Genomic DNA, 23,155 nt, shown 5'->3' with positions numbered 1-23,155 from the left:
CGATTCCGGCGACTGGCGCGAGATTACGAACGCCTGCCCGAAACATTGGCCGGCCTACACTTCGTTGTCTTCGCCATGCTCATGCTTGTACATGTCGCACAGACTATTCAAGTTCCTAACACCCTCTTGTTTTCACGCCTTGCACCCGTGCTCCAAACCTTCATGGCAATGCGCCCGAAAGTGACGATCAAAGTCACGTCGGGGCTTTCCTTTGAACACAGCCGCGCGCTGGCTGATGGTTTTTTGGACGCCGCGCTGCTGCGAGAGCCCTTGAAAGCGGCGCAACCCCCGGATCTCTGTCCTTCCCAGCTAGTTTGGATCGGCCTGCCAGGCTTCGATGTGGAAAAAATTGAGGTCCTGCCGCTGGCGCATATTTCGGGGCATTGCGTGTATTTCCGGGAAGCATCCGCTTTGCTGGACGAAGCGGGCATACCCTGGCGCTCGGTCTACGACTGCAATACCCTGGAAGGCATTCGCACCGCCGTTCGTAGCGGCCTGGCGATCGCGGCTATTCCCGAGGAAGACTGTCCTGAAGAGAGTCTGAAACTCTGCCATCCCCGGCTGCCCAAACTCCCCATCGTGCACGGGCGATTCAAAACCGCGCAGAATGAGCCGCCGGTTATCGTACGGCAGCTTCTCACGACTCTACGCGATGCGTTGCAGCCCGAGGGCCTGGCTTCGTGAACAGGGCACTAAGCCAGAAGTCTGCCGAACCCGGGCAGTGAAGAAGTCCGACCAATCAGCTGAAGCGCCTGCCAGAACGCCGCCTGGTTCGAGGTAATGACCGGCAGGCCCGTTTCCGCCTCGAGTGGTGCGATTAAGTCCAGCGTTGCTGCGGTAGTGCATGACAAGAAGATCGCATCGCCCGTGGCCGTATTGGCCTGCGCTATGGCACGGCGATAGTGCTCCAGGCCTGGCGTCGCGATCTCCACATCGCTTTTCAGGCCAAAACACACCCGATCGGAAAAGCCGATGCCTGCGTTGGCGAAAACACTACTGGTGATTTCAGCGACTTCCTGAGTATAGGGCGCAATAAACACGATTTTACGGCAGCCTAAATACCTCAAAGCTTCGACAGCTGCGCTTGCTGGATTGGTTATCGGAACATCTGGGCGAATTTTTGCGATTTGCTGGGCAATCTTCGCCGGGCCAATGATCGCGGAGCCTGAGGTGCAGCCAAAGACAATCGCATCGAGGTTGGCTTCGGGTAGCAGTAATCGCACCGCGTCCGGGATACCGTCCTCAAGCATCGCGAGCGTTGCCGGCGTTAGTGGCATGGACCGTGCGATCCGTGTGGTAATGATGTCCACTCCGGCCGCCAACCCCATGCGCCAGAAATCGCGTTCGACCAACACGTCCGACGCCAATGCAATCAACCCAATGCGAAGGTTTCGACGGTGCGAACTATTTGAGTTAATACCCGTTTCGTAATGCTGCATGAACCTACCTCTTGGCAATAAGTGCTGTCCACCTCACTATATGCATCATAGCGGATCACTAAAGGCGAACTAATCGTGTGTTTCGGGAGGTTCATCGCAAATCGCGATTGGTATAGAGGTGGCGCCGGAAATCTGGGCAGTCGGTCAGGTGGAGTCGCTGGATGGATTCTGAGATAGGCATAATGCCCACAAAGGAAACCAGACGATGACTTGAGCGCCGTTTGTGCAAGACGCGTGAGCAACGCTCTCAACTTAAGCCCTCAAAGAGCTTGCAAACGAGGCATTGCCCTGTAAACTTCGTCGCATAACCCACTGATAAATCAACGACATTGAATTCAAATACCCGCCTCCTCAAGGCTTCTGGCTGAGTTCTCTGCTTTCCTGCTCGATCCGGCACTCGCCGATCGCGTACGCCGCTCTCCCACCGCATTTACCCGCAATCGCACACTGACGTTACCGCGCATGGCCGCGCTGACGATGTCGGGCACGTGCGCCGGCGTGAGGCCGAGCTCGATGCGCTGTTCGGCTCGCTGGGCGAGCACGGCGGGCGCACCCCGCGCTGTCAGTGCGCAGGCGTTCAGCAAGGGGCGTCGGGGACTGTCGGCCGGTTTATTCGAACTGGCCCGCGCCCGGCTGATTTCGCTGGCCCAACCGCACATCGAGTCGATGCGCTGGAACGGCCTGAGACTGGTCGCCGCGGACGGTAGCCGCCTGCGTGTGGGCACGCGTCGCGGCCATGAACTGCGCGCCGGAACTGGTGCAAATAAGGCGATCAATTCGGTTATCGTAACGGGCTGACCGATAAGAGGGCCACCAATGAGCAAGCGCCAGAACCTGAAGGAGTTGTTTGCGGGTCGTCACTTTGACGGTGACGTAATCATCCTCTGCGTTCGCTGGTATCTACGCTACAAGCTCAGTCTGCGCGACCTTGTCGAGATGATGGCCGGAGCGCGGCGTGGCTCTGGCCCAAACGACGATCCTCCGTTGGGTGAAGCGCTATACGCCGGAGTTCGTCAAACGGTGGGTCTACCTATATCGGGCGGTTGATCGAGCCGGGCACACGGTTGACTTCATGCTCCGGACGAAGCGCGATGTCGCCGCGGCGAAAGCGTTCTTCAGGAAGGCAATCAAACATCAAGGCCAGCCGCCGCAAACCATCACGCTCGATGGATACGCAGCGTCGCATCGAGCGGTGCGCGAGCTGAAGGTCGACGGCTTGCTGCCCGAGGACACCCAAGTCCGATCCTCGAAATACCTCAACAATGTGATTGAGCAGGACCATCGCAACATCAAGTTCAGGACGAACGCCATGCACGGCTTCAAACGGTTCAGACACGCGGCCGTCACAATCGCTGGCATCGAGCTGGCGCACCGGATTCGCAAAGGACAATTCGATCTCGCGAGTCTGCGCCTCAAAGATCCCACTATGTCCGCCATCTGGAAAACAGTTCTCTCAGTTTGATAGCGCAACGGCAAAGCAGCGGCTTTTCTTTTGATCGCCTCTATTTGCACCAGATCCTGGCGTAAGGCAGGCCCGTCGCCTCCGTGACCGGCAGCGCGTCCACGTCGGCCTACGAAGCATCACGATCGCGCCTTCGCCATTACGTAGTACGCCGACCACACCGGTCTTTCCGACGTTCCGACTGACCTCGCAGCCCAGCTTTTCGATACGGTCGGCCGCAACCGCCGTCGTGCGGACCTCGGACATCGAAAGCTCCGGGTGCTCGTTAGATGGCTTCGAGCTCCGGTATCAGCGCTTCGATATCGGCAGCGCTGGCTTCAACCAGTGACGGCATGTTCGGCTCCTCTTCAACGGGTAGACACGAGTGCGAGATTAATCCTCTCTTTCGGCGGCCTGGCCCGCAGCAAGCAGGCTGGATGTCAGTTTGGCAAGAAGGTAATTCAGCGTTTCCCGCTCGCGCTCGCTCAAAACCGCAAGACGCCACGCCTCAAGCTTTCCGCTAAGCTTTCGGGATGCCTTCGCAACAGTGACACCTTCTGGCGTTGCGTGAAGCGAGATGCTCCGGCGATCCGCCGAGTGGGTGTTCCGAATCATCAGTCCGCGCGCGCACAGTTGACCACGAATACGCGGGGTGTTCAGAATCGATCGTGGCGCAGATCATCGCGGAGGGCCAGGCCGATCCGGCGGTGCTGCGCGAATTCCGCGAGCGCTTTCACTATGGGCGCCGGGCGCTTATCCGCGAGATGCTCGAAGAATGGCGCAGTTCGGCCAGCATCCCAGTGCCGCCGAACATCGAGACGCTGGGCGAACTGCTGTACGCGCCGGTGTACATGCGACTGTTGCTCGGCAATGGCCCGCTCGACGACCATTTTGCACATGAGCACATCAGTTACGTATACACGCTGCTGGGCGTCGCGGTGCCGGATGTCGCGAAACTGCGGGAGAAAATGAAGTCGAAGATATCTGCCAGAAAGGCGGCAGGAAGCGTTACCAGGCCATAAATCCTGTCTTTACAGGAGCCTCCGCGAAGGGGGGGGCGTTCGCTCATAAGCGTTTCCTATCGTGCAAGAACGAAGCCGTCTTTGCGCGGTTTCCGTGAGTGATATACCGTTGAATCCGTGTCCCTGCGGCTGTGCGAAGAAGACTGAACGCCTTGCGCATGAGCCGCTCCCCAACACGGAAGCGACGATCAACCATGTACAAAGCCATCAGAAAGAACGCTTCGGCGCCTCAAGCGGCAGATGAGATCCTCCACGCATTACACGACATCCCCGTTTCTGCACTCAGCGACAATATGCATCGCAACATCGGCAGCGTCGGGCTCCATCCGTATCAGCGGCCCGGCAGGAAGACCATGGCCGGCACAGCGGTGACCGTGCGCTCGCGAGGCGGCGACAACCTGACTTATCTGCGAGCGCTGGAGTTCTGCCGTCCGGGCGACGTATTGGTCGTCGATGCCGGTGGAGACCTCAATAATGCGGTGGTCGGTGGAATTCTGTCCTTCTACGCGGCTCATATCGGCGTCGTCGGCCTCGTGATAGATGGCGCGATTCGTGACGTCGCGGAAATTCGCGAGCGCGATTTTCCGGTCTACGCGCGTGGCGTCACGCACCGCGGACCGTATAAGGACGGCCCCGGCGAGATCAACGTCACAGTGTCGGTCGGCGGGATGGTGGTCAATCCAGGGGACATCGTCGTCGGCGATCAGGACGGTCTGCTCGCGATTCCGCAAGACGACGCGGAATATGTGATCGAAAAAGCGCTAGCGGTGCTGCAAGCGGAGGCCGAAACCATGCGGGCGATGAAAGAGGGGCGCTGGAACCGCGCGTTTATTGATGCACTCGAAGCGCGCTGCAACAACTGAGCAACGCGTAGATACGAAGGAAAGCCGGCGCCTGCGTGCATCGCAGAGTCGGCTTTTTACATGGCGGCGATTGCGCGTCGCTTCAATCACCGCCGCGTGAGCTGTCAATCGAAACTCACCAGTACCTTCATGGACTTCGAGCGGTCGCCCGCAGTCTGGAATGCCTTGACCGAATCCTGATACGGGAAGATCCCTGAAATCAGCGGCTTTACGTCGATCAATCCCTTGTTGAGCAGTTCGACGGCGACAGCGAACTCTTCGTGAAAGCGGAACGCGCCGCGTAGATCGAACTCCTTCGCGACAATCACGTTGAGCGGCAAGGACGTGTCGCCGCCCAGTCCCACGTGAACGATCACGCCGCGCGGCTTGAGCACGTCGAAAGCGCCGCGCAGTGCCGCCGCGTTGCCGCTCGCCTCGAACAGCACGTCGCAGCTGCCTTTGCCGGCCATGAACGGCTGGAGTGCATCGGGCGTCTCGGCGATGTTCAGCGCCACATCGGCGCCGACCTTTTTCGCACTGTCGAGCGGAAGCGCATTGACGTCGGTAGCCACGATCGTCGCCGCGCCGGCGCGGCGTGCGGCCGCCACGATCAGTGCGCCAATTGGCCCGCAGCCCGTCACGAGCACGCGCTTACCGAGCAGCGGACCCGCGCGCCGCACGGCATGCAGCGCGACGGAGAGCGGCTCGGCCATTGCGGCTTCGGCATCGCTTAGCGAATCCGCCACGACGTGCGCCTGCGAACGGTCGATCACGATCTCCTGGCGAAATGCGCCCTGCACATGCGGCGTGCGCATCGCGCTGCCGTAGTAGCGCATATCCATGCAATGATTCTGCAGCCCTTGCTGACAGTATTCACACAGACCGCAAGGCCGGCTGGGGCTGATGGCAATGCGTGTGCCGGCCGGCATATCCGTCACGCCAGAGCCCGGGCGTGAAACCGCGCCGGAGACTTCGTGGCCCAGCACCATCGGTTCCTTGATCCGAACGGTGCCAAAGCCGCCGTGATTGAAGTAGTGCAGGTCGGACCCGCAGATACCTCCGGTCCGGACGCGCACGAGCAACTGGTTCGCTTCCGGCTCGGGCGTGGGAACGTCCTCGATGCGTAAATCGAGTGGTGCGTGAATGACGAGTGCATGCATGGTGAGTGCCTATGACGGTAAATGCGGGATCTGCATGCATACGTTAGCGGCAAAAAGCCCGCTCGACAAAGAACGATGTTGTCTGGGCCGATAGTCGTCGCTTATGGATGGACCGTGGGTCGATCGTAGACATTCTGGCCGGAGCGGGCAGCACATTCATAGGACCAGGAACGCCGAGCGCGAACGCAATGGCTGCCGCTGCAGAATGAGTTCTTTGATGGAGGCCGCAGTAAACCGTGCACCGGTGCCGCGAAGCTGGCGGCGAAGAAGATTGCCCGGCGTCGGGAACGCCAGGCAGTGGGGGAGCGCGGACCTTAGAACCTGTGACGCAGACCTATCGCAGCTTCGAATAGCGAGTTGTAGCCGAAGAACGGTTGATTCGAGCCGGACGCTGCGGCAAGCGTCGTCCAGGCGCCGGTGAGGTGGTTGTAGTCCACGCCGACATAGACGTCGGTGCGCTTGCTCAGCAGATAGTCGAGCGTCGGCCCGCCGGTGATGCGCGTGCCGCTTCGTCCCGCGTGATGCACGAAGTCGACGTAAAGCGGCAGATCGAGAACGAGCGACGGCGTGATGTAATACTGAAGCGCGGTGGAGAACGAGTCGTTGCGATAGTCCGCAGGATAAACATGGCTGTAGATATACGAGCCGAACACTTTCGCCGCACCGAACTTGTACGTGGCGCCCGCAGTGAATATTTTCTGCGAGCTGTCCGGGATCGTCACGCCGAAATAGGTGCTTCCGTAGGCGGTGGTCGCGGGTGTGAGGCCGCCGATGTTATTGACCACCTGATACGCCGCGCCAACACTCAACGGGCCATTGTCATACGAGAGGCTCACCGCCGGCGACGAATTCTGATGGACACTGCCCGCCACCCCGCCGAACGTGTAAGCGCTCTTGAGCGTGAACCCGGCGAGCGTCGGCGACGTATAGCGCACGGTGTTGTCCAGACGTCCGCCGCCCGTGAGCCCCGCGCCCTGAAAGCCGATCGTGCCGGTGTAGTTGGCGAACGCGTAAATGTCGTGCGTCCAGCCCGTCTCGTGAACCAGGGTGTATTGACGGCCCATGGTCAGCGTGCCGTAGGGGCTCGTGAGCCCAACCATTGCAGTGCGCCCGAAGAGGCGCGCCGTGCCCGAAGGCGTGGATTGCTGCGTGACACCGGTATTCGGCGTGAAGCCGCCTTCAAGCTGGAAAATGGCTGCCAGACCGCCGCCCAGATCTTCCTTTCCCTGCAAGCCCCAGCGGCTGCCCTGAATCTCACCGCCGCTGCCCATTGTGAAAAGCTTACCGCCGGATTTATTCTGATGAGTGTCGAAGCGCACGGCTTCATCGATGATGCCGTACAGCGTGACGCTCGATTGAGCGTGCGCAATACCTGAAATGGCGACGCCCAATCCAGTTAGTATGCCTAAAGTATGCTTTTTCACGAGTAGATCCCCTTGCAGATTGACGAAAAAGAAAAGCTCCAAACCGGCTGCGGCATCCTCGCGGTGCGGCATGCCTTTCTAATCGGCGGTGGGCGCTATTCGTACGCTGCTTCGGGCACTATTCGGTGCGCCGCCGCCGTTCTCTCAGATCAAACCGGCAACTGCCGCTGCGATCTTCCTGCACCCTTCGTCGATGACCTCGATGCTCGTCGCGATCGACATGCGGAAAAACGGCGAGACGCCATATGCGGAACCGGCGATCAGCGCGACGCCGGCGTGCTCGAGCAGATACAGCACGACGTCGGCGTCGTCTTTCAGGAGCTTGCCCTGCGGCGTCGTGCGGCCGATCATGCCGCTGCAATTCACGTAGAGATAGAAAGCGCCACCAGGCGTTTTGCAACTGATGCCAGGAATCGCGTTGAGCGCTTCCAGTGCGTTGTCGCGCCGCTCCTTGTAAATTTTCACGGACTGCTGCACGAACGTCTGGTCGCCGGTCAGCGCCGCGAGCGCGGCAGCCTGGCTGATCGAGCACGCGTTGCTGGTCGATTGGGACTGAAGCGTTTCCAAAGCGCCGATCAGGTCGGCGGGGCCCGCCACATAGCCGATGCGCCAACCGGTCATCGCGTAGGTCTTGGAAACGCCGTTGATGACCAGCGTGCGCGAGCCGAGTTCGGGTTCGATGGCGAGCAGATGTTGCGGCGTTTCGTCTTCGAAGCGAATGTGTTCGTAGATGTCGTCCATCATCACGAGCACCTGAGGATGGCGCAGCAGCACATCTGCGAGCGCGCGGAGTTCCTCTACGCTATACGTCGCGCCAGTCGGATTGGTCGGCGAATTGATGATGAGCCAGCGCGTGCGCGGTGTGATCGCTGCTTCGAGGAGGGCTGGTGTCAGCTTGAAGCCGTCGGCTTCCGTACAGGGAACGACGACCGGCGCACCGTCGCAGGCGAGCGCCATGTCGGGGTAGGAGACCCAGTAGGGCGCGGGGATCAGGACTTCGTCGCCGGCTTCCACTGTGACGGCGAGCGCGTTGAAGATCGCGTGTTTCGCGCCGCACGTCACGATGATATGTTTGGGGTCGTAGGAAAGACCGTTCTCGCGCTGCAGTTTCGCAGCGATGGCGGCGCGCAGCGCCGGTGTGCCCGCGGTTTGCGTATAGCGCGTTTCGCCGCGCCCCATCGCTTCGAATGCTGCCTGGCGGATATGCGCGGGCGTGTCGAAATCCGGTTCGCCGACCACGAGATTGACGATGGTTTTTCCCTGTCGCCGCAGTTCCGCAGCTCTGTCGGCGGCGGCGCTGCTCGGTGAAGGTTTGATTCTCTGGACGCGACCGGCGATGCGCGATGCACTCACACTAGGCTCCTCAGCGGGATTTGACAGCATTCACATTAAGCGCGCGAAAAAGTTCAAGCCAAGATGACTTTCCGCTGGTGCAATAACATCCACTTATGACGCTGGATCAACGCGCGAGTCGGACCTCGATAAGCGCGATCCATGCGGGAATACGCTGATATGCGGGGCTTCGTGAGTGGGCCGGCGGCGGCAGAGAGGTTTTTTCCGCACTGTGCGGCAAGCGGCGCTTGGCCTATCATGATTGTCATCCCTAACGTTGAGACGCGACTACCGTGAACCTGCGGCGTTTGAAGTATTTCGTGAAGATCGTCGATATCGGTAGCCTTACTCAGGCTGCGGAGGTGCTTCACATTGCGCAGCCCGCGCTGAGCCAGCAACTGATCACGCTCGAGGACGAGTTCCAGCAACAGCTCCTCGTGCGAACCAAGCGCGGCGTCACCGCCACAGAGGCTGGCGCTACGCTGTATCGCCACGCACAGTTGATCCTGCGGCAGTACGAACAGGCGCAGGCCGACGTGAAGAGCGCCGGCCAGACGCTGTCGGGTCAGGTCTCGGTGGGGCTCGCGCCCGGCACCGGGGCGTCGGCGCTCTCGTTGCCGCTGTTGCGCACCGTGCGGGCGCGGCATCCGGAGATTCTTCTCTACATCAACGAGAACTTCGGCACGACGCTCAGCGAACTGATCATGAACGGGCGCATGGACATGGCGGTGCTGTACGGCGACAAGCCAGTGCATGGCCTGTCTTTCCAGCTCCTGATGAATGAGGAACTGTTCCTCGTTGCGCCGCGGAGCATGGGCATCGTGCAGGAACAGATCGGCGTGACGGAGTTGCGCGACGTACCGTTGCTGCTGCCGCGTCCATACAACTATCTGCGCAAGTACGTCGACGAAGGATTCGCGCGCGTGCAGATGATCCCGAAGGTGGTGGCCGAGATCGAATCGGCATCGACGTTGTCGGCGGCGGTGGGTGCGGGCATCGGCGCGACGATTCTGCCGGATTCGACCGCGCGGGTGGTTGCGGCCGTGGGCGACGTCGTGCAATGCCGCATCGTTTCGCCGGTCATCAAGATCCCCCTGTCGGTCTGTCTGTCCGACCATCTGCCACTTTCAGAGCCCGCCGCGGCGGTCAAGGACATCCTGCTGGAGCTGGCGGGCGACCTCGCGCTCGACGTGCGCTTCGAACCCGGCGCCGATACATAAGCGCGCCTTATCCCTACAAAGCCAAACGGTCTTGGCGCAATTTTTCTGCGCCGGATACATTGAGTCCATTGTCGATCGCGCACGCCAGCCGCGGGGCGCGCGCACAACCGGCCACGGACTCGAACATGGATCTCCAGAAGATTAAGGCGCTTATCGACCTGTTGGCGGACTCTCCGCTTGCCAGGCTCGAAGTTATCGAGGGCGACGAACGGGTCAAGCTGGTGAAGGCGAAACGGCGCGGCAAGCGGGGCGTGGCTGCTGCCGCCGCCGACTCAGCCGATGAAGGTGCCGCTGTGAACCAGGCTCCGGCCGCGGCCCTGGCTGAAGAAACAGCTCGAGAAACGGCTCGCGCGTCGCTCACCGAGCCGCCGCAAGCCGCATGTGCAAGCGCTCAAGGATTTTCAGTGCCTTCAGCACGCTCAACCGCAAGCGAGCCGAACTGCGTCCGCGCGCCGATGTTCGGCGTGGTGCATCTGACGCCCGCGCCCGGCGAGGCGCCGTTCGTGAACCAGGGCGACACGGTCGAGGAAGGCCAGGTGCTCTGCACGATCGAGGCAATGAAGATGTTCAACGCGATCGAATCCGAATTCAGCGGCGCCGTGCTGGAGATTTTCGTCGCGCCAGGCAGCGAAGTCGAACCCGACCAGCCGCTCTTCCGGATCGGCTAGACCATCATGTTCGACAAGGTCCTGATTGCCAACCGTGGCGAGATCGCGCTGCGAATCCAGCGGGCGTGCCGCGAACTCGGCCTCAAGACCGTCGCGGTCTACTCGGAGGCCGACGCCAATGCACGCTACGTTCGCCTCGCCGATGAGGCGCTGTGCATCGGCCCCGCGTCGCCGGGACAGAGCTATCTGAACCGCGCGGGGATCCTGTTCGCCGCGCACGCGAGCGGCGCCCAAGCGATTCATCCCGGCTACGGGTTTCTTTCGGAGAACGCGGACTTCGCCGCGCAGGCCGAGGCGGCTGGTCTGGTTTTTATCGGCCCGCAAGCACAAACCATTCGCACGATGGGCGACAAGGTCGCCGCCAAACGTGCGATGCGCGCAGCCGGCGTGCCTTGCGTTCCGGGGCCGGACGGCGGGCTGCCCGACGATCCCGCGGAAATCTTGCGCGTCGCGCAAGAGATCGGCTATCCGGTCATCGTCAAGGCGGCGGGCGGCGGCGGCGGCCGAGGCATGCGGGTCGTGCCGGGCCCGGAACAGTTGCTTGACGCTGTGTCGGTGACGCGCGAGGAAGCGCGTCGCGCGTTCGGCAAGCCCGAGCTATACGTCGAGAAGTTTCTCAAGCATCCGCGGCACGTCGAAATCCAGCTGCTGTGCGATACGCACGGCAATGCGCTGTGGCTCGGTTCGCGCGACTGTTCGCTGCAACGGCGTCATCAGAAGGTGCTGGAAGAGGCGCCCGCGCCCGGCATCGACCCTGGGTTGCTCCGGCAAGTGGGCGAGCGTTGCGTCGAAGCGTGCAGGCAGACGCATTATCGCGGCGTGGGCACCTTTGAATTCCTGTTCGAGAATGACCAGTTCTACTTCATCGAAATGAACACGCGCTTGCAGGTCGAGCATCCCGTAACCGAGATGACGTCGGGAATCGACATCGTGCGGGAACAGATACGCATCGCGCAGGGACATGCGTTGACCATTCGTCAGTCGGACATACGCACGCTAGGCCATTCGCTGGAATGCCGGATCAACGCGGAAGATCCGTTCACCTTCATGCCGTGTCCCGGCAAGATTTCCGTGTGGGAACTGCCGGGCGGCAACGGCGTGCGGGTCGATTCGCATATGAGCAGCGACGCACTCGTGCCGCCATATTACGACTCGCTGATCGCGAAAGTCATCACCCACGGCGCAACACGTGACGAAGCGCTGGCGCGCATGCGTCTTGCACTGTCGGAAATGCGCGTCGAGGGCATCCGCACGAATGTGCCGTTGCATCAGGCCATGCTCGAAGACGAAGGATTTCGTGCGGGCGGAGTCGATATTCATCATCTCGAGCGCTGGCTCGCAAAGAGGAAACACACATGACGCTGACCGTCGAGCATGCGTCGATCGCGCACGCGGATGCAGTGAAGCCGCTGCGTCAGGATTCACACGGGACTGCCGTTGCAATGAGACAGGACGAATCGGATGAGCCGCTTCGCGTCAGCATGCTGGGTACGACGGCCATGCTGTTCGAAGCCCCGGGCGCGCTCGATCTGCCTGCACAGCGCCGCATCTGGACGCTCGCGCGCGAGGTCGCAACCTGGCCGGGCGTGCGCGAGGCGGTGCCTGGCGTGACCAATCTGATGCTGACGTTTGCCACGCCGCCCGCGGACCCCGACTCGCTTGGCGCCGCGCTGCGCGACGCGTGGGCAGCGTCGGGCGAGTTGCAGATCGAAGGGAAGGTGGTCGAGTTGCCGGTGCATTATGGCGGCGAGCATGGGCCGCATCTGCACGACGTGGTGAATCACACCGGGCTTTCTGTCGATGAAGTGGTGCAATTGCATTGCGCGCCGCTCTATACGGTCTACGCGCTAGGCAGTCATCCGGGCTATTGCTACCTCGGCGGCATGGACCCGCGCATCGCGACGCCGCGGCGCAAGGTGCCGGTGCTCGGATTGCCTGGCGGCGCAGTGTCGATCGGCGGTGTACAGACGGGCGTGTCGGCTTCGACAGGTCCGAGCGGCTGGAACACCATCGGCCATACGTCGATGTCGTTCTTCGATCCCACGCGTGAAAACCCTGCCACGCTCGCGCCGGGGGACATGATCCGCTTCCGTGTGCAGAGGGTTGTTCCATGATCGAGATCCTGTCTTCATCCGCGCTCGCGACCGTGCAGGACCAGGGACGCGAAGGCTATCTGCGCTACGGCGTCGGCACGGCTGGCGCCATGGACCGTCTCGCGCTCGCAGTCGGCAATCTGCTGCTCGGCAATCCGGACGACGCCGCCGGCATCGAGATCCCGGTGTTTCCGTTCCGCATCCGCTTTCTCGAGGACATGGCGTTCGCGATTACTGGGGCGGACTGCTTGGCGCGCCTGGGCGAGCGACAGGTGTTGCCGTGGTGGACGATGCATGCGAAACAGGGCGACGTGCTGACAATCGGCGTACCGACGAGCGGCACACGCTGCTACCTGTCACTCGCGGGCGGCGTCGATGTGCCGGTGGTGCTGGGTTCGCGCAGCACGCAGTTGCGCGGCCAGTTCGGCGGCTTCAACGGCCGTCAGTTGCAAAAGGGCGATGTGCTGAAGGCCTCAGGCCTCGACGCACGCGCTGCGGCCTCACAGGACGCGCTGCATGCCGCGGGTTTCGGTACCGTGCCGCCTGAGTACTCGTTGCCATCGCCGCAAGCGCTGCCCGTTGCCGACGCCGGCGAAACCACGGTCCGCGTGCTGCCCGCGGCGGAATACGAGTGCTATCGGCCGGAATCGCTCGAAGCGTTCTGGCGCGAAGGATGGAAAGTGACGCCGCAAAGCGATCGCTATGGCTATCGCCTCGCCGGTCCGAATCTGGTCTCGACGCATGCCATTGAAAAGCGCTCGCACGGCATCGTCCCCGGTGTGATCCAGGTGCCGCACAACGGGCAGCCGATCATCCAGCTACGCGATGCGCAACCGTCGGGCGGTTATCCGAAGATCGGCACGGTGATCGAAGCGGATTTGTGGCGGCTCGCGCAGGCGCGCATCGGTACGAAGATCCGTTTTGTTCAGACGACGTATCCGCAAGCCGTCGCGGCGCTGGAAGAGCTGGCCGGCTATCTCGGCCGGGTGCGCAATCTAATTGGACTCTACCGTTCTTCCAGACACTGAAACATGACAGAAAAAATCGAAGTGGATGTCGGCGAGCTTCGGCAGATCACGTCGTGGCTGGCAGCGGTCGATATCGGATTCATCGAAATCAGCAAGCCCGGGGCAACGGTTCGTTTGACGATGGAGCACGAGCCGCGCGCGGCGGGCGAGAATATGCAGACGCAAACGGGTAGAGCTTCCGCGCTCGCCGAATACGCGAGTGCGCCATCAGCGTCAGTGGGAGCGCAGAGTGTCGACGTCCTCGCGAGTTCGGCCGGCATTTTCCTGACCACGCATCCGACGCGCTCGACAGCGCTTGTCAGCGCCGGCGCTCATGTCAACGCCGGCGACATCGTCGGCTTGCTCCGGATCGCGCTGTTGTGCGTTCCAGTGGTCGCGCCGGTCGCCGGTGTGGTGGTCAGGACACTCGCCGCTCATGGCGCGACTGTAGGTTATGGAACGCGCCTGATTGAACTCGCGCCGTCGGCGTAGATGCTCGTCAGCGCTTCGGGAACGGAGACTGGATTGTGGAAATCGATCTGAATGCGGATCTTGGCGAAGGCTTTGGACCCTATCGTATGGGCGAGGACGAAGCGATGCTCGATATCGTGTCGTCGGCCAACGTCGCGTGCGGCTATCACGCGGGCGATCCGGTCATCATGGACCGGACGGTGCGCATGGCATTGGCGCGCGGCATCGACGTCGGCGCACATGTCGGCTTTCCCGACCTGATGGGTTTCGGGCGCCGGCAGATTCAGGGCGATCCTTCTGAACTCGCGAACTACGTCGTGTATCAGATGGGCGCGCTTGCGGGCATTGCAAAGGCGGCGGGGCATCGCGTCACGCACATGAGTTTTCATGGCGCGCTGGGCAACATGGCGGCAGCATCGTATGAACTCGCCGAGCCGCTGGTGAGGGCCGTCGCCGAGTTCGACCGCGATCTCATCATCAGTGTGTCGACGAACACGGAGATAGAACGCGCCGCGGATCATATCGGCATTCGCACGGCCAACACGTTTCTCGCCGACCGTGCCTACGACGACAAGGGCGCACTGGTCTCGCGCAAGCTTGCCGGCGCAGTGATCGTGGAGCGCGCGGCGGTTCTCGCGCGTGTCAAGGAACTGCTCGAAGAGGGCACCATTACGACGATCACCGGCAACAAGCTCAAGGTTAGAGTTCAGTCGATCCTGCTTCACGGCGACACGCCCGGCGCGGTCGAACTCGCACGCACGGTGCGCGGCGTGATCGAAGCGGCGGGCGGAAAGATCGTCCCGGTGTCGAGGCTGGCTCGCTAGAGACGGCGCGCAGACGGGCAGCGTTTTTACGCGTATCAACCATAAGGCCGGCTTATCGCTTCAAAGCCAAACCGTCTTTGCGCCGCGTTTTCGCGGCGTATACATTGGGATGGCATTGGTAACAGCATTGGTAGACGGTTTATCGCGCGCCTCTCGAAGGGGCGATAGTTCAGAACTACAGACAGAGGTCATTCATGCCGTTTTCAGACTATAAGACCGCGCTGGTGACGGGCGCTTCGACAGGGATGGGTGCTGCGATCGTCGAGCGATTCCGTCGTGAAGGACTCGAAGTGCATGCGCTCGCCCGCAACGCCGATCGTCTGAACGAGCTCGCTGAGCGGACCGGCTGCATCCCGCATGCGATCGACGTGTGCGATCTGGATGCCGTGACGAAGCTCACGCAGGAAGTGCCGTTCGATATTGTCGTGAACAATGCAGGCGTGTCGCGCAAGGGTTCGATCCTGGACGCCGGTGTCGAAGACATCGACGTACAAGTCGAAGTCAACCTGCAAGCCGTGCTGCATCTTGTGCGGCTCACCATGCCGGGCATGGTGGCGCGCGACCGCGGCCATATCGTCAACATCAGCTCGATTGCGGCGATCTACAACTTCAACGGCAACTCGATCTATCACGCGACGAAGGCCGGCATTCATGCGCTCTCGCGCCAGTTGCGGGTGGACGCAACCGGCAAGCGCGTGCGTGTGACCGAGATCTGTCCGGGCCGCGTTGCCACCGATATTTTCGGTCACGTGCATGGCGACATTGAAGAAGCGCGCAAGAAGTTTATCGACGGCTTCGAATTGCCGCAGCCGTCCGACATTGCCGATGCGATCGCCTTTGCGATTGCCGCGCCGCTGGCCGTCAACATCAGCAACATGGAAATCCTGCCGACGCTGCAGGTGCCGGGCGGACTCACGACCATCAAGCGCGAGCCGGCCGCTCACGACGAGTAAGCGAACCGCCTTCGAATTGCGCCGCTTCGCAGCCGATGCTTTGGCCGCCGCGCAAGAACATCACCGGAGTCCATCAAGGAGGTTTTTCATGCGTGCATCGGTACTCGTTACCCGTGCGTCATTTCCGGATATCGTCGACCGCCTGCGCGCGGACTTCGACGTGACCGACAATCCAGACGACGTGATCTGGACGCAACCGGAGCTGATCGCCCGCTTGCAGGGGAAGGTGGGCGCGATGACCGCCGGCAGCGACCGGATCGACGCGACCTTGCTCGATGCGTGTCCGCAACTGAAGGCAGTCTGCAACATCGGCGTGGGCTACAACAACGTCGACGTGCAAGCGTGTACCGCGCGTGGCGTACTGGTCACGAATACGCCCGACGTGCTGACGGACACCACCGCCGACTTCGGCTTCGCGCTGATGATGGCGGCCGCGCGACGCATTACCGAGTCGGAGCGTTTTCTGCGCGCGGGCGAATGGACGAAGACGGGCCGCTACGACATGTTCGTCGGCGGCGATGTGCATGGTTCGACGCTCGGCATACTGGGCATGGGGCGCATCGGTCAGGCGATTGCGCGGCGCGGCGCGTTCGGTTTCGGCATGCGCGTCATCTATCACAACCGTTCGCGACTGGCGCCGGATGTGGAAGAGAGTTGCCGCGCGCGCTATGTCGACAAGGAAACGCTGCTGCGCGAGTCGGATCATCTGATCATCGTCGTGCCGTATTCGGCCAGTTCGCATCATGCGATAGGCGCGGCGGAACTCAAGCAGATGAAGTCGTTCGCCACGCTCACGAATATCGCGCGTGGCGGCGTGGTCGACGACGCGGCGCTCGCGGTCGCCCTCAGTGAAGGCAGTATCGCGGCGGCCGGTCTCGATGTGTTCGAAGGCGAACCGGTGGTGAGCCTGGCGCTACTTGCGCAAAAGAACGTGGTGCTGACGCCGCATATCGGCAGTGCGTCAGTCAGTACGCGGCGCGCAATGGCCGCGCTTTGTGCGGACAATCTGATCGCCGCGCTTGGGCTTGGCGCGTCGGCCGGCAAGCCGCCGACGCCGGTGAATCCGCAAGTGCTCGCGCGTCCGGCGGCCACCGTTTGAGCAATGGCCGGCGCAGCCGATTGCGCCGGTATTTTTTGGTGGGATTGCGCTTCCTTAAACGAGCGCGACAACCGATGAGATGCCCGCAGAGGCGCCGCTACTGGAGACAAACACCATGCAGCATGGCACCTTCAGCGCTGCCCCAAGCGCTTTCCCACGCCGGCACGATTTATCATTCCCGAAACTTATTGCACCAGAAGAAAGGCATCTGCTACGCCGTTTTTTTGCGAGCTAGTATCAATTCAACACGGAACACAATCACGGCTTCCGAATGGTAACGATGCAGGCGCGCGGTGTTCACATCGGGTCGTCGCTTCGATCCGGTTCATTGGGACGTGCAACATGAAACTTCATTTTGACGTGGCGACGGTGCTGCGTGGCGACTACGGCGCGCTGTTTCTCCACGGGATCGAACTGACGCTCGCCATGGCGGCGTTGGCATGGATACTCTCGCTGATCGTGGGCGTTCTGCTCGCGCTGATCCGGCTGACCAACAATCGCCTCGCGACTTCCTTCGTCGCGACATTCGTTGCATACCATCGCAATGTGCCGATGCTGGTGCAGATCCTGTTCTGGTACTTCGGCATCTCGAACGTCTTGCCGGCCTCATTACAGACGCTGCTGAACCAGTACAACGGCCAGTTCATCTTCGCGGTGATCGCGATCGGATTGTGCAGCGGAGCCTATCTCTCGGAAGACATCCGCAGCGGACTGCGTGCGATTCCCTACGGTCAATATGAAGCGTCGCGCGCCCTTGGCCTGAATTTCCTCACCGGTATGCGTTACGTCGTGCTGCCGCAGGCGCTTCGCAATGCAATTCCGCCGATGGTCAATCACGCGGTATTGCTGTTCAAGAACACGAGCCTCGCGATGGCGATCGGCGCGGCGGAGCTGACGTACGTCACGCGGCAAGTCGAGAACGAAACATTCCTGTCTTTCGAGTCGTACTTTGTCGCCACGGCGGTGTATCTCGGTCTGTCTCTCATCATCATGCTGGGCGGCGCAAAGATCGCAACGCATTACCGCATTCCCGGAGCGAAGTGACATGTTCGAGATCCTGCGCGATAACTGGACACTGTTGCTCATCGGCCAATATCCGCATGGGCCGCTAGGCGGCATCGTGCTCACGATACTGCTGTCGCTGTCGGCACTCGTCATCGCATTTCCTTTGGGCATTCTGGTTGCGCTCGCGCGCATCAGCCCGTTCCGGATTCTGCATGCGCCTGCCACGGGGCTCGTCTACATGGTGCGCGGCATTCCGCTCCTCATGGTGATCTTCTGGGTGTACTTTCTCGTGCCTGTTCTGACCGGCTATCCGGTCACCGGCTTCGTCACGATGCTGTGCGCGCTCGTCATTTACGACTCGGCTTATCTCGGCGAAATCATCCGCGCGGGTATAGAGGGGCTGCCTAAAGGGCAGACCGAAGCTTCGCGCGCGCTCGGCATGAGCTACATGAAAACGATGCGTGCGGTCATCCTGCCGCAAGCACTCTATAACGTCGTGCCGAGCATGGTCACGCAGTTCGTGTCGACGATCAAGGAGACCTCGCTCGGTTACATCATCAATGTTCAGGAAATCTCGTTTGCCGCGGATCAGATCAACAACCGGCTGCTGACGAAACCGTTCCCCGTGTATCTGATTCTGGCGTTGAGCTATTTCGTGCTGTGCTACGCGCTGACGCAGTTCGCTCACTATCTCGAGCGGCGCGTCACGCGCAAGCGTGCCGGCGAGGTAGCGAAGCGCTCGAAAGGCGGCGAGCTCCCGCTGACCGAGCCGCTGCTCACCGAAAACTAGGCGTTCAATCATTTCGAGGTATTTCGCATGATCAGGTTTTCCAGCGTCAACAAGTGGTACGGCGAATATCAGGCGCTCGTGGATGTGAACGCCGAAGTTCGCAAGGGCGAAGTCGTGGTGGTCTGTGGTCCGTCCGGGTCGGGCAAGTCGACTTTGATCCGTACCGTCAACCGTCTCGAAGAGATCAACCGTGGGCAGATCTTCTTCGACGGTCAGGAGATTCATGACAGGAAGCTCGGGCTGAATGCCTACCGCAGCCGCGTCGGCTTCGTGTTTCAGCAATTCAACCTGTTCCCGCATCTGTCGGCGCTGGATAACATCACGCTCTCGCCGATGCGCGTGCATGGCTTGAAGCGCGCCGATGCGGAACGCAAGGCCGCTGATCTGCTGTCGCGCGTCGGACTGTCGAACAAGGCGCGCGCCTATCCGGCGCAGCTGTCCGGCGGGCAGCAACAGCGCGTCGCGATTGCAAGAGCGTTGGCGATGGACCCGCCTGCCATGTTGTTTGACGAACCGACGAGCGCGCTCGACCCTGAAATGGTCGGCGAAGTGCTGAATGTGATGAAGAGTCTCGCGCAGGAGGGCATGACGATGATGTGCGTCACGCACGAGATGGGCTTCGCGCGCGAAGTGGCGGACCGCGTCTGGTTCATGGATGCAGGGAAGATTCTCGAAACGGCGGAGCCCGAGGAGTTCTTCCTACGCCCGAAACATGCGCGGGCGCAGCGATTCCTCTCTGATCTTCGTATGCATTGAGGCGGCAGAGTAGCAGCTTTGATCGACAGTCGATTGCTTTACACATAACCTTCAGGAGCACCACCATGCAGGTAACGAAGATTTACGCGGGGATGTTGGTCGCTGGCGTTGCGCTTCTATCGATGAGCCCCGCTTTTGCCGATCAGCTAGCGGATATCAGGAGCCGCGGGGAAGTGACCTGCGGCGTGTATTCGAATGTCGAGCCATTCTCGTATCCGAATGCGCAGACGCGTCAACTCGAGGGCATGGATGTGGATCTGTGCAACGCCGTTGCAAAACAGCTAGGCGTGAAGGCGAAGCTCGAGCCGCTTGCCGTCGAAGCGCGCATTCCTCAACTGAAGCTGGGGCGTGTCGACCTGGTGGTCGCGAATCTCGCGTACACGAAAACTCGCGCGACGCAAATCGCGTTCAGCGATTCCTACTACTCGACGAAGGAAGTGCTGGTAGTGAAGAAGGCTGATGCGAACAAGAAACTGGCCGATTTCACGGGGCAGAAGATCAGTGCCGCCGACGGCTCGACATCCGCGCAGTCGATCCCGATCTCGATCAAGGGCGCGCAGGCGGTCACGTTCCACGACACCAGTTCGGCGTTCCTCGCGCTCGAGCAGAATAAGGTCAAAGGCTTCGTCACCAATCAGATGACCGCCACTAAGATCGCGAAGCAGGTGGAGGGCACGGACGGTGCAGTAGCCATTGCAGCGGAGCCGATGCTGATCGAGCCGATCGCTGTAGGCTTGCGTCAGAATGAACCGGCAATGCTGGTCGCGGTCAATAAGGCATTGGCGTCGATGGAGCAGAGTGGTGAAATGAGCGCCATCTTCAGCAAATGGCTTGGACCAAAGACGCCATATGGATTGACGCGGACCGACAAGGTTACACCGATCGATCAGCTCAAGTTCACGCCGGTGTCCTGAAGTGCCGCATTTAGTGGATCGAAGGGGGATGAAGTTGAACAATAGCTTGCAACTGTTTGATCTGACGGGGCGCCGTGCGCTGGTCACGGGATCAAGTGCCGGAATTGGCTATGCGATTGCAAAGGGACTAGCGGGCGCGGGTGCGGAACTTGTTCTGAATGGCCGCAGCGAGGCGCGCCTCGCCGAAGCGGTGAACCGCTTGCACGAAGAGGGCGCGACCGTGCATGCCGCGAGTTTCGACGTGACGTCGCCAGAAGCGGTCGAAGCGGCCATTGCTCGAATCGAGCGGGACATTGGCGCGATCGACATCCTCGTGAATAACGCCGGCATGCAGCGTCGCGCGCCGCTCGATCAGTTTTCTCACGCCCAATGGGAAGAACTGATGAAGACCAACGTCGACAGCGTGTTTCTGGTTGGACAGGCCGTGGCGCGGCACATGATTGCCCGCAAGCGCGGCAAGATCGTCAACATCTGTTCGGTGCAAAGCGAACTCGGCCGGCCGAACATTGCCGCATACACCGCAAGCAAGGGTGCCGTAAAGATGCTGACAAAGGGAATGGCGATCGATTGGGGTCAACACGGCATTCAGGTCAATGGCCTGGGCCCCGGTTATTTCAAGACCGAATTGACCGAGGCGCTCGTCAAGGATGAGGCGTTCAGCGCGTGGCTGACCGGACGCACGCCTTCGCGGCGTTGGGGCGATGTGGAAGATCTCGCGGGCGCGGCGGTGTTCCTGTCGAGTGATGCTTCCAACTTCGTGAACGGTCATATTCTTTACGTGGACGGAGGGGTGACCGCGACGCTGTAATGGGTAAAAATGCAAAAAGCAACGCTTTCGCTTCTTCTTTCACAAGTCAGGAGTCTGTACCGTAATTGAAGTGATGAAAATCATGTAAGAAGCTGTTGCGAAATTTGTTAGACCACGGCTTGAGGCGGCATTGTCAAGTTGAAGGCGGCGCTGGGTAGAATGGTTGGATGAAGAAGAATCCATCGCCGTATCACGGCTTCCGTTTTCCAGCTGCAGTCATTAGTTGCGCGGTACGCTGGTACTACAGATTCAACCTGAGCCTGCGTGACATCGAAGAATTGCTGTTCGAACGCGGCGTCGTGGTCAGCTACGAGTCGGTGCGCAACTGGTGTGACCGGTTTAGCGCGATGTTTGCCTACCAGATGAAAGCGGTCCGGCCGCGGACGGGCGCGACGTGGCATCTGATGAGCTGTTCATGAAACTTCGAGGTGAGCCTTATGTCTTATGGCGCGCGGTGGATGAGCACGGCGTCGAACTCGACGTGCTGCTGCAAAAACACCGCGACAAGGCCGCGGCAAAGCGCTTCTTTAGAAAGATGCTGCGCTCGTACCCGGTACCGCGCAGGATTGTCACCGACCAGTTGCGCAACTATCCGGCGGCAAAGGCCGAGGTGCCGGAGCTGGCCGGTGTGAAGCACGTCTTCGTGAAGGCCTCGGCCCGGGTCAATAACCGCGCGGAGAACAGCCACCAGCCGACGCGCCGGCGTGAGCGTCAGATGCAGGGTTTCCATGACCCGCAGCGCACGCAGCGTTTTTTGTCCTGCTTCGCCCGATCCGTCAGCACTTCGCGCTGCACCGGCACCGGATGAGTGCAGATGATCATCGCGCACGACTGTGGGCACGCCTGGTCGCGTGGTTCCAGTGGACGGTCACTGAGTTGACTGCCGTAGCTCGATAATAAACAGGAATCCTACTCATAGCGCAGTGCTACATACCCACGTCGTCAACTTGACAATGCCGCCGACATGTTCGCGCGGCAGTCAGACGCAATGCTGACTCGCTCTGATCATTGGCCGACGCTGTTTGCTGCTAGCAACGTTCAGACGCTCCTGATCTGGGGCGAGGCGGATCGCTTTGTTCCTGTCGAAGTCGGAAGTCGCATCGGAATGAACCGCGTCCGGGTCTCAATCTCGTGAATGATGCGGTCCGACCACGTCTGCACAGACTGCATGTCGTCGGCGTCGAACACTGCGCGGCCAGGCGCGTCGTTTTCCGCTTGCATTGCTTTCGTAAGAAGCAACCCCCGGTTCATTGTTTAATTCCCAGGCGCCAAGGGGCCCGGAGTACTCTCAAGTCGCTGTGCGCGCCGGCAGCGCTAACCGCGGCTTGCCTAGCACTACAGTCGCAACCTGAGACGCGAACCGCCGCGGCAAGAAGCGCACACCGAAGCACGACAGCTTATTGAACAGGCCGGGCACAACCGTGCGCTTGCCGAGGAGCATCGCGCGGATCGCGGCGCGCGCGACGAACTCCGGGCTTTTCGTCGACGCGTTCGCAATCCACGAGTAGTCGCCGCCGCCAGACGCAGCGTGGAACGCGGTTTCGGTGCCGCCAGGGCAGATGCAGGTCACCGACAGCGGCGTGCCGCGGTGCTCGTCATGGAGACCCTCGCTGAAGTTGCGGACAAACGCCTTGGACGCGGCATACAGCGCCATGTTCGGCACTGCCTGGTACGCGCCGGTAGACGCGATGTTCACCATGTACGCCGGTCCGGTGCTTGCCTTATGGGCGTCAACGAAGCACCGCGCGAGTGCGACCAGTGAGGTCATGTTGAGTTGGACGAGCTCCGCGTCGCGCGCCCAGTCGACCTCGTCGAAGCGGCGGAAGTAGCCGAATCCGGCGTTGTTGATCAGGATGTCGATCGGGCCGCATTCGGTGGCGGAGGCCC

At 61.1% G+C, this 23,155-nt stretch carries 24 protein-coding genes and 2 pseudogenes; 21 read left to right on the top strand and 5 right to left on the bottom strand.

Features of this window, described 5'->3' with window-relative positions; genetic code table 11:
- Both C0Z16_RS39185 and C0Z16_RS35300 read left to right on the top strand, forming a co-directional pair.
- Window positions 1-99 (top strand): annotated as a pseudogene (locus C0Z16_RS39185) (IS5/IS1182 family transposase); the annotation flags it as partial.
- On the top strand, window positions 76-684 hold the full coding sequence (locus tag C0Z16_RS35300) for a LysR substrate-binding domain-containing protein (protein ID WP_341867648.1): 609 nt from the start codon (window positions 76-78) through the stop codon (window positions 682-684). The pseudogene C0Z16_RS39185 and the gene C0Z16_RS35300, both read left to right, overlap by 24 nt.
- 8 nt (window positions 685-692) lie before the next feature.
- Here C0Z16_RS35300 and C0Z16_RS35295 read toward each other — a convergent pair whose 3' ends face one another.
- Window positions 693-1,439 (bottom strand): maleate cis-trans isomerase family protein, encoded by a 747-nt coding sequence (locus C0Z16_RS35295; RefSeq protein WP_102636602.1) that lies wholly within the window; start codon window positions 1,437-1,439, stop codon window positions 693-695.
- 462 nt (window positions 1,440-1,901) lie between these two features.
- On the opposite strand from C0Z16_RS35295, the gene C0Z16_RS35290 reads away from it, so the two are divergent.
- From C0Z16_RS35290 to C0Z16_RS35275, 4 genes are all read left to right on the top strand, one after another.
- The gene (locus C0Z16_RS35290; RefSeq protein ID WP_244201487.1) at window positions 1,902-2,237 is read left to right on the top strand and encodes a hypothetical protein; all 336 of its coding nucleotides are present in this window, start codon (window positions 1,902-1,904) and stop codon (window positions 2,235-2,237) included.
- A gap of 18 nt (window positions 2,238-2,255) precedes the next feature.
- Window positions 2,256-2,901, top strand: a protein-coding gene (locus C0Z16_RS35285) for an IS6 family transposase (protein ID WP_244201486.1) whose coding sequence is annotated in 2 segments (ribosomal slippage) — window positions 2,256-2,384 and window positions 2,386-2,901 — 645 coding nt in all. Because the reading frame shifts where the segments join, the coding sequence is not laid out codon by codon here.
- A gap of 647 nt (window positions 2,902-3,548) precedes the next feature.
- On the top strand, window positions 3,549-3,902 hold the full coding sequence (locus C0Z16_RS35280; protein ID WP_244201485.1) for a TetR-like C-terminal domain-containing protein: 354 nt from the start codon (window positions 3,549-3,551) through the stop codon (window positions 3,900-3,902).
- Between the two features lie 194 nt (window positions 3,903-4,096).
- Window positions 4,097-4,765: an RraA family protein gene (locus C0Z16_RS35275; protein ID WP_102636601.1), complete on the top strand. Its 669-nt coding sequence runs from the start codon at window positions 4,097-4,099 to the stop codon at window positions 4,763-4,765.
- Window positions 4,766-4,869: 104 nt separating this feature from the next.
- On the opposite strand, the gene C0Z16_RS35270 is transcribed toward C0Z16_RS35275, so the two are convergent.
- From C0Z16_RS35270 to C0Z16_RS35260, 3 genes are all read right to left on the bottom strand, one after another.
- A complete protein-coding gene (locus tag C0Z16_RS35270) occupies window positions 4,870-5,904 on the bottom strand; it encodes an L-idonate 5-dehydrogenase (RefSeq protein WP_102636600.1) in 1,035 nt (344 codons plus the stop codon).
- Window positions 5,905-6,218: 314 nt separating this feature from the next.
- The gene (locus C0Z16_RS35265; protein WP_244201484.1) at window positions 6,219-7,328 is read right to left on the bottom strand and encodes a porin; all 1,110 of its coding nucleotides are present in this window, start codon (window positions 7,326-7,328) and stop codon (window positions 6,219-6,221) included.
- A gap of 144 nt (window positions 7,329-7,472) precedes the next feature.
- Window positions 7,473-8,681, bottom strand: coding sequence for an aspartate transaminase (locus C0Z16_RS35260; protein WP_102636599.1), 1,209 nt, complete (start codon window positions 8,679-8,681; stop codon window positions 7,473-7,475).
- A gap of 272 nt (window positions 8,682-8,953) precedes the next feature.
- Between C0Z16_RS35260 and nac the strand changes: the two genes are divergently transcribed.
- The 15 genes and pseudogenes from nac (at window position 8,954) to C0Z16_RS35185 (ending at window position 22,165) form a co-directional block, all read left to right on the top strand.
- Window positions 8,954-9,880 (top strand): nitrogen assimilation transcriptional regulator NAC, encoded by a 927-nt coding sequence (gene nac, locus C0Z16_RS35255; RefSeq protein ID WP_102636598.1) that lies wholly within the window; start codon window positions 8,954-8,956, stop codon window positions 9,878-9,880.
- A gap of 125 nt (window positions 9,881-10,005) precedes the next feature.
- Window positions 10,006-10,548: an acetyl-CoA carboxylase biotin carboxyl carrier protein gene (locus tag C0Z16_RS35250; protein ID WP_102636597.1), complete on the top strand. Its 543-nt coding sequence runs from the start codon at window positions 10,006-10,008 to the stop codon at window positions 10,546-10,548.
- A 6-nt stretch (window positions 10,549-10,554) separates the two neighbouring features.
- Window positions 10,555-11,907 carry an acetyl-CoA carboxylase biotin carboxylase subunit gene (gene accC / locus C0Z16_RS35245; protein ID WP_102636596.1) on the top strand — a complete coding sequence of 451 codons (1,353 nt, stop codon included), beginning with the start codon at window positions 10,555-10,557 and terminating at the stop codon, window positions 11,905-11,907.
- Between the two features lie 83 nt (window positions 11,908-11,990).
- Window positions 11,991-12,662 carry a 5-oxoprolinase subunit PxpB gene (gene pxpB, locus C0Z16_RS35240; RefSeq protein ID WP_244201488.1) on the top strand — a complete coding sequence of 224 codons (672 nt, stop codon included), beginning with the start codon at window positions 11,991-11,993 and terminating at the stop codon, window positions 12,660-12,662.
- A complete protein-coding gene (locus C0Z16_RS35235; RefSeq protein ID WP_102636594.1) occupies window positions 12,659-13,669 on the top strand; it encodes a 5-oxoprolinase subunit C family protein in 1,011 nt (336 codons plus the stop codon). Before pxpB ends, C0Z16_RS35235 begins: the two co-directional genes overlap by 4 nt.
- Before the next feature lie 3 nt (window positions 13,670-13,672).
- Window positions 13,673-14,140, top strand: coding sequence for a biotin/lipoyl-containing protein (locus tag C0Z16_RS35230; RefSeq protein WP_102636593.1), 468 nt, complete (start codon window positions 13,673-13,675; stop codon window positions 14,138-14,140).
- 35 nt (window positions 14,141-14,175) lie between these two features.
- The gene (locus tag C0Z16_RS35225) at window positions 14,176-14,943 is read left to right on the top strand and encodes a LamB/YcsF family protein (RefSeq protein ID WP_102636592.1); all 768 of its coding nucleotides are present in this window, start codon (window positions 14,176-14,178) and stop codon (window positions 14,941-14,943) included.
- Window positions 14,944-15,137: 194 nt separating this feature from the next.
- Window positions 15,138-15,896, top strand: coding sequence for an SDR family oxidoreductase (locus C0Z16_RS35220; RefSeq protein ID WP_102636591.1), 759 nt, complete (start codon window positions 15,138-15,140; stop codon window positions 15,894-15,896).
- An 88-nt stretch (window positions 15,897-15,984) separates the two neighbouring features.
- Window positions 15,985-16,995 carry a 2-hydroxyacid dehydrogenase gene (locus tag C0Z16_RS35215; protein ID WP_102636590.1) on the top strand — a complete coding sequence of 337 codons (1,011 nt, stop codon included), beginning with the start codon at window positions 15,985-15,987 and terminating at the stop codon, window positions 16,993-16,995.
- 342 nt (window positions 16,996-17,337) lie between these two features.
- Window positions 17,338-18,039: an amino acid ABC transporter permease gene (locus tag C0Z16_RS35210; RefSeq protein WP_102636589.1), complete on the top strand. Its 702-nt coding sequence runs from the start codon at window positions 17,338-17,340 to the stop codon at window positions 18,037-18,039.
- 1 nt (window position 18,040) lies between these two features.
- Window positions 18,041-18,790, top strand: a complete 750-nt coding sequence (locus tag C0Z16_RS35205; protein ID WP_102636588.1) for an amino acid ABC transporter permease — start codon at window positions 18,041-18,043, stop codon at window positions 18,788-18,790.
- Between the two features lie 27 nt (window positions 18,791-18,817).
- The gene (locus tag C0Z16_RS35200) at window positions 18,818-19,546 is read left to right on the top strand and encodes an amino acid ABC transporter ATP-binding protein (protein ID WP_102636587.1); all 729 of its coding nucleotides are present in this window, start codon (window positions 18,818-18,820) and stop codon (window positions 19,544-19,546) included.
- A gap of 65 nt (window positions 19,547-19,611) precedes the next feature.
- The gene (locus C0Z16_RS35195) at window positions 19,612-20,460 is read left to right on the top strand and encodes a transporter substrate-binding domain-containing protein (RefSeq protein WP_102636586.1); all 849 of its coding nucleotides are present in this window, start codon (window positions 19,612-19,614) and stop codon (window positions 20,458-20,460) included.
- Window positions 20,461-20,488: 28 nt separating this feature from the next.
- The gene (locus C0Z16_RS35190; RefSeq protein WP_102636585.1) at window positions 20,489-21,268 is read left to right on the top strand and encodes a glucose 1-dehydrogenase; all 780 of its coding nucleotides are present in this window, start codon (window positions 20,489-20,491) and stop codon (window positions 21,266-21,268) included.
- 167 nt (window positions 21,269-21,435) lie between these two features.
- A pseudogene (locus C0Z16_RS35185) lies at window positions 21,436-22,165 on the top strand (IS6 family transposase).
- 391 nt (window positions 22,166-22,556) lie between these two features.
- Here C0Z16_RS35185 and C0Z16_RS35175 read toward each other — a convergent pair.
- The coding region (locus C0Z16_RS35175; protein ID WP_102636584.1) for an SDR family NAD(P)-dependent oxidoreductase at window positions 22,557-23,155 on the bottom strand (599 nt) is incomplete at its 5' end.

Source organism: Paraburkholderia rhynchosiae (assembly GCF_002879865.1).
Taxonomy (GTDB): domain Bacteria; phylum Pseudomonadota; class Gammaproteobacteria; order Burkholderiales; family Burkholderiaceae; genus Paraburkholderia; species Paraburkholderia rhynchosiae.
This window is presented reverse-complemented; position numbering and strand designations above follow the sequence as displayed.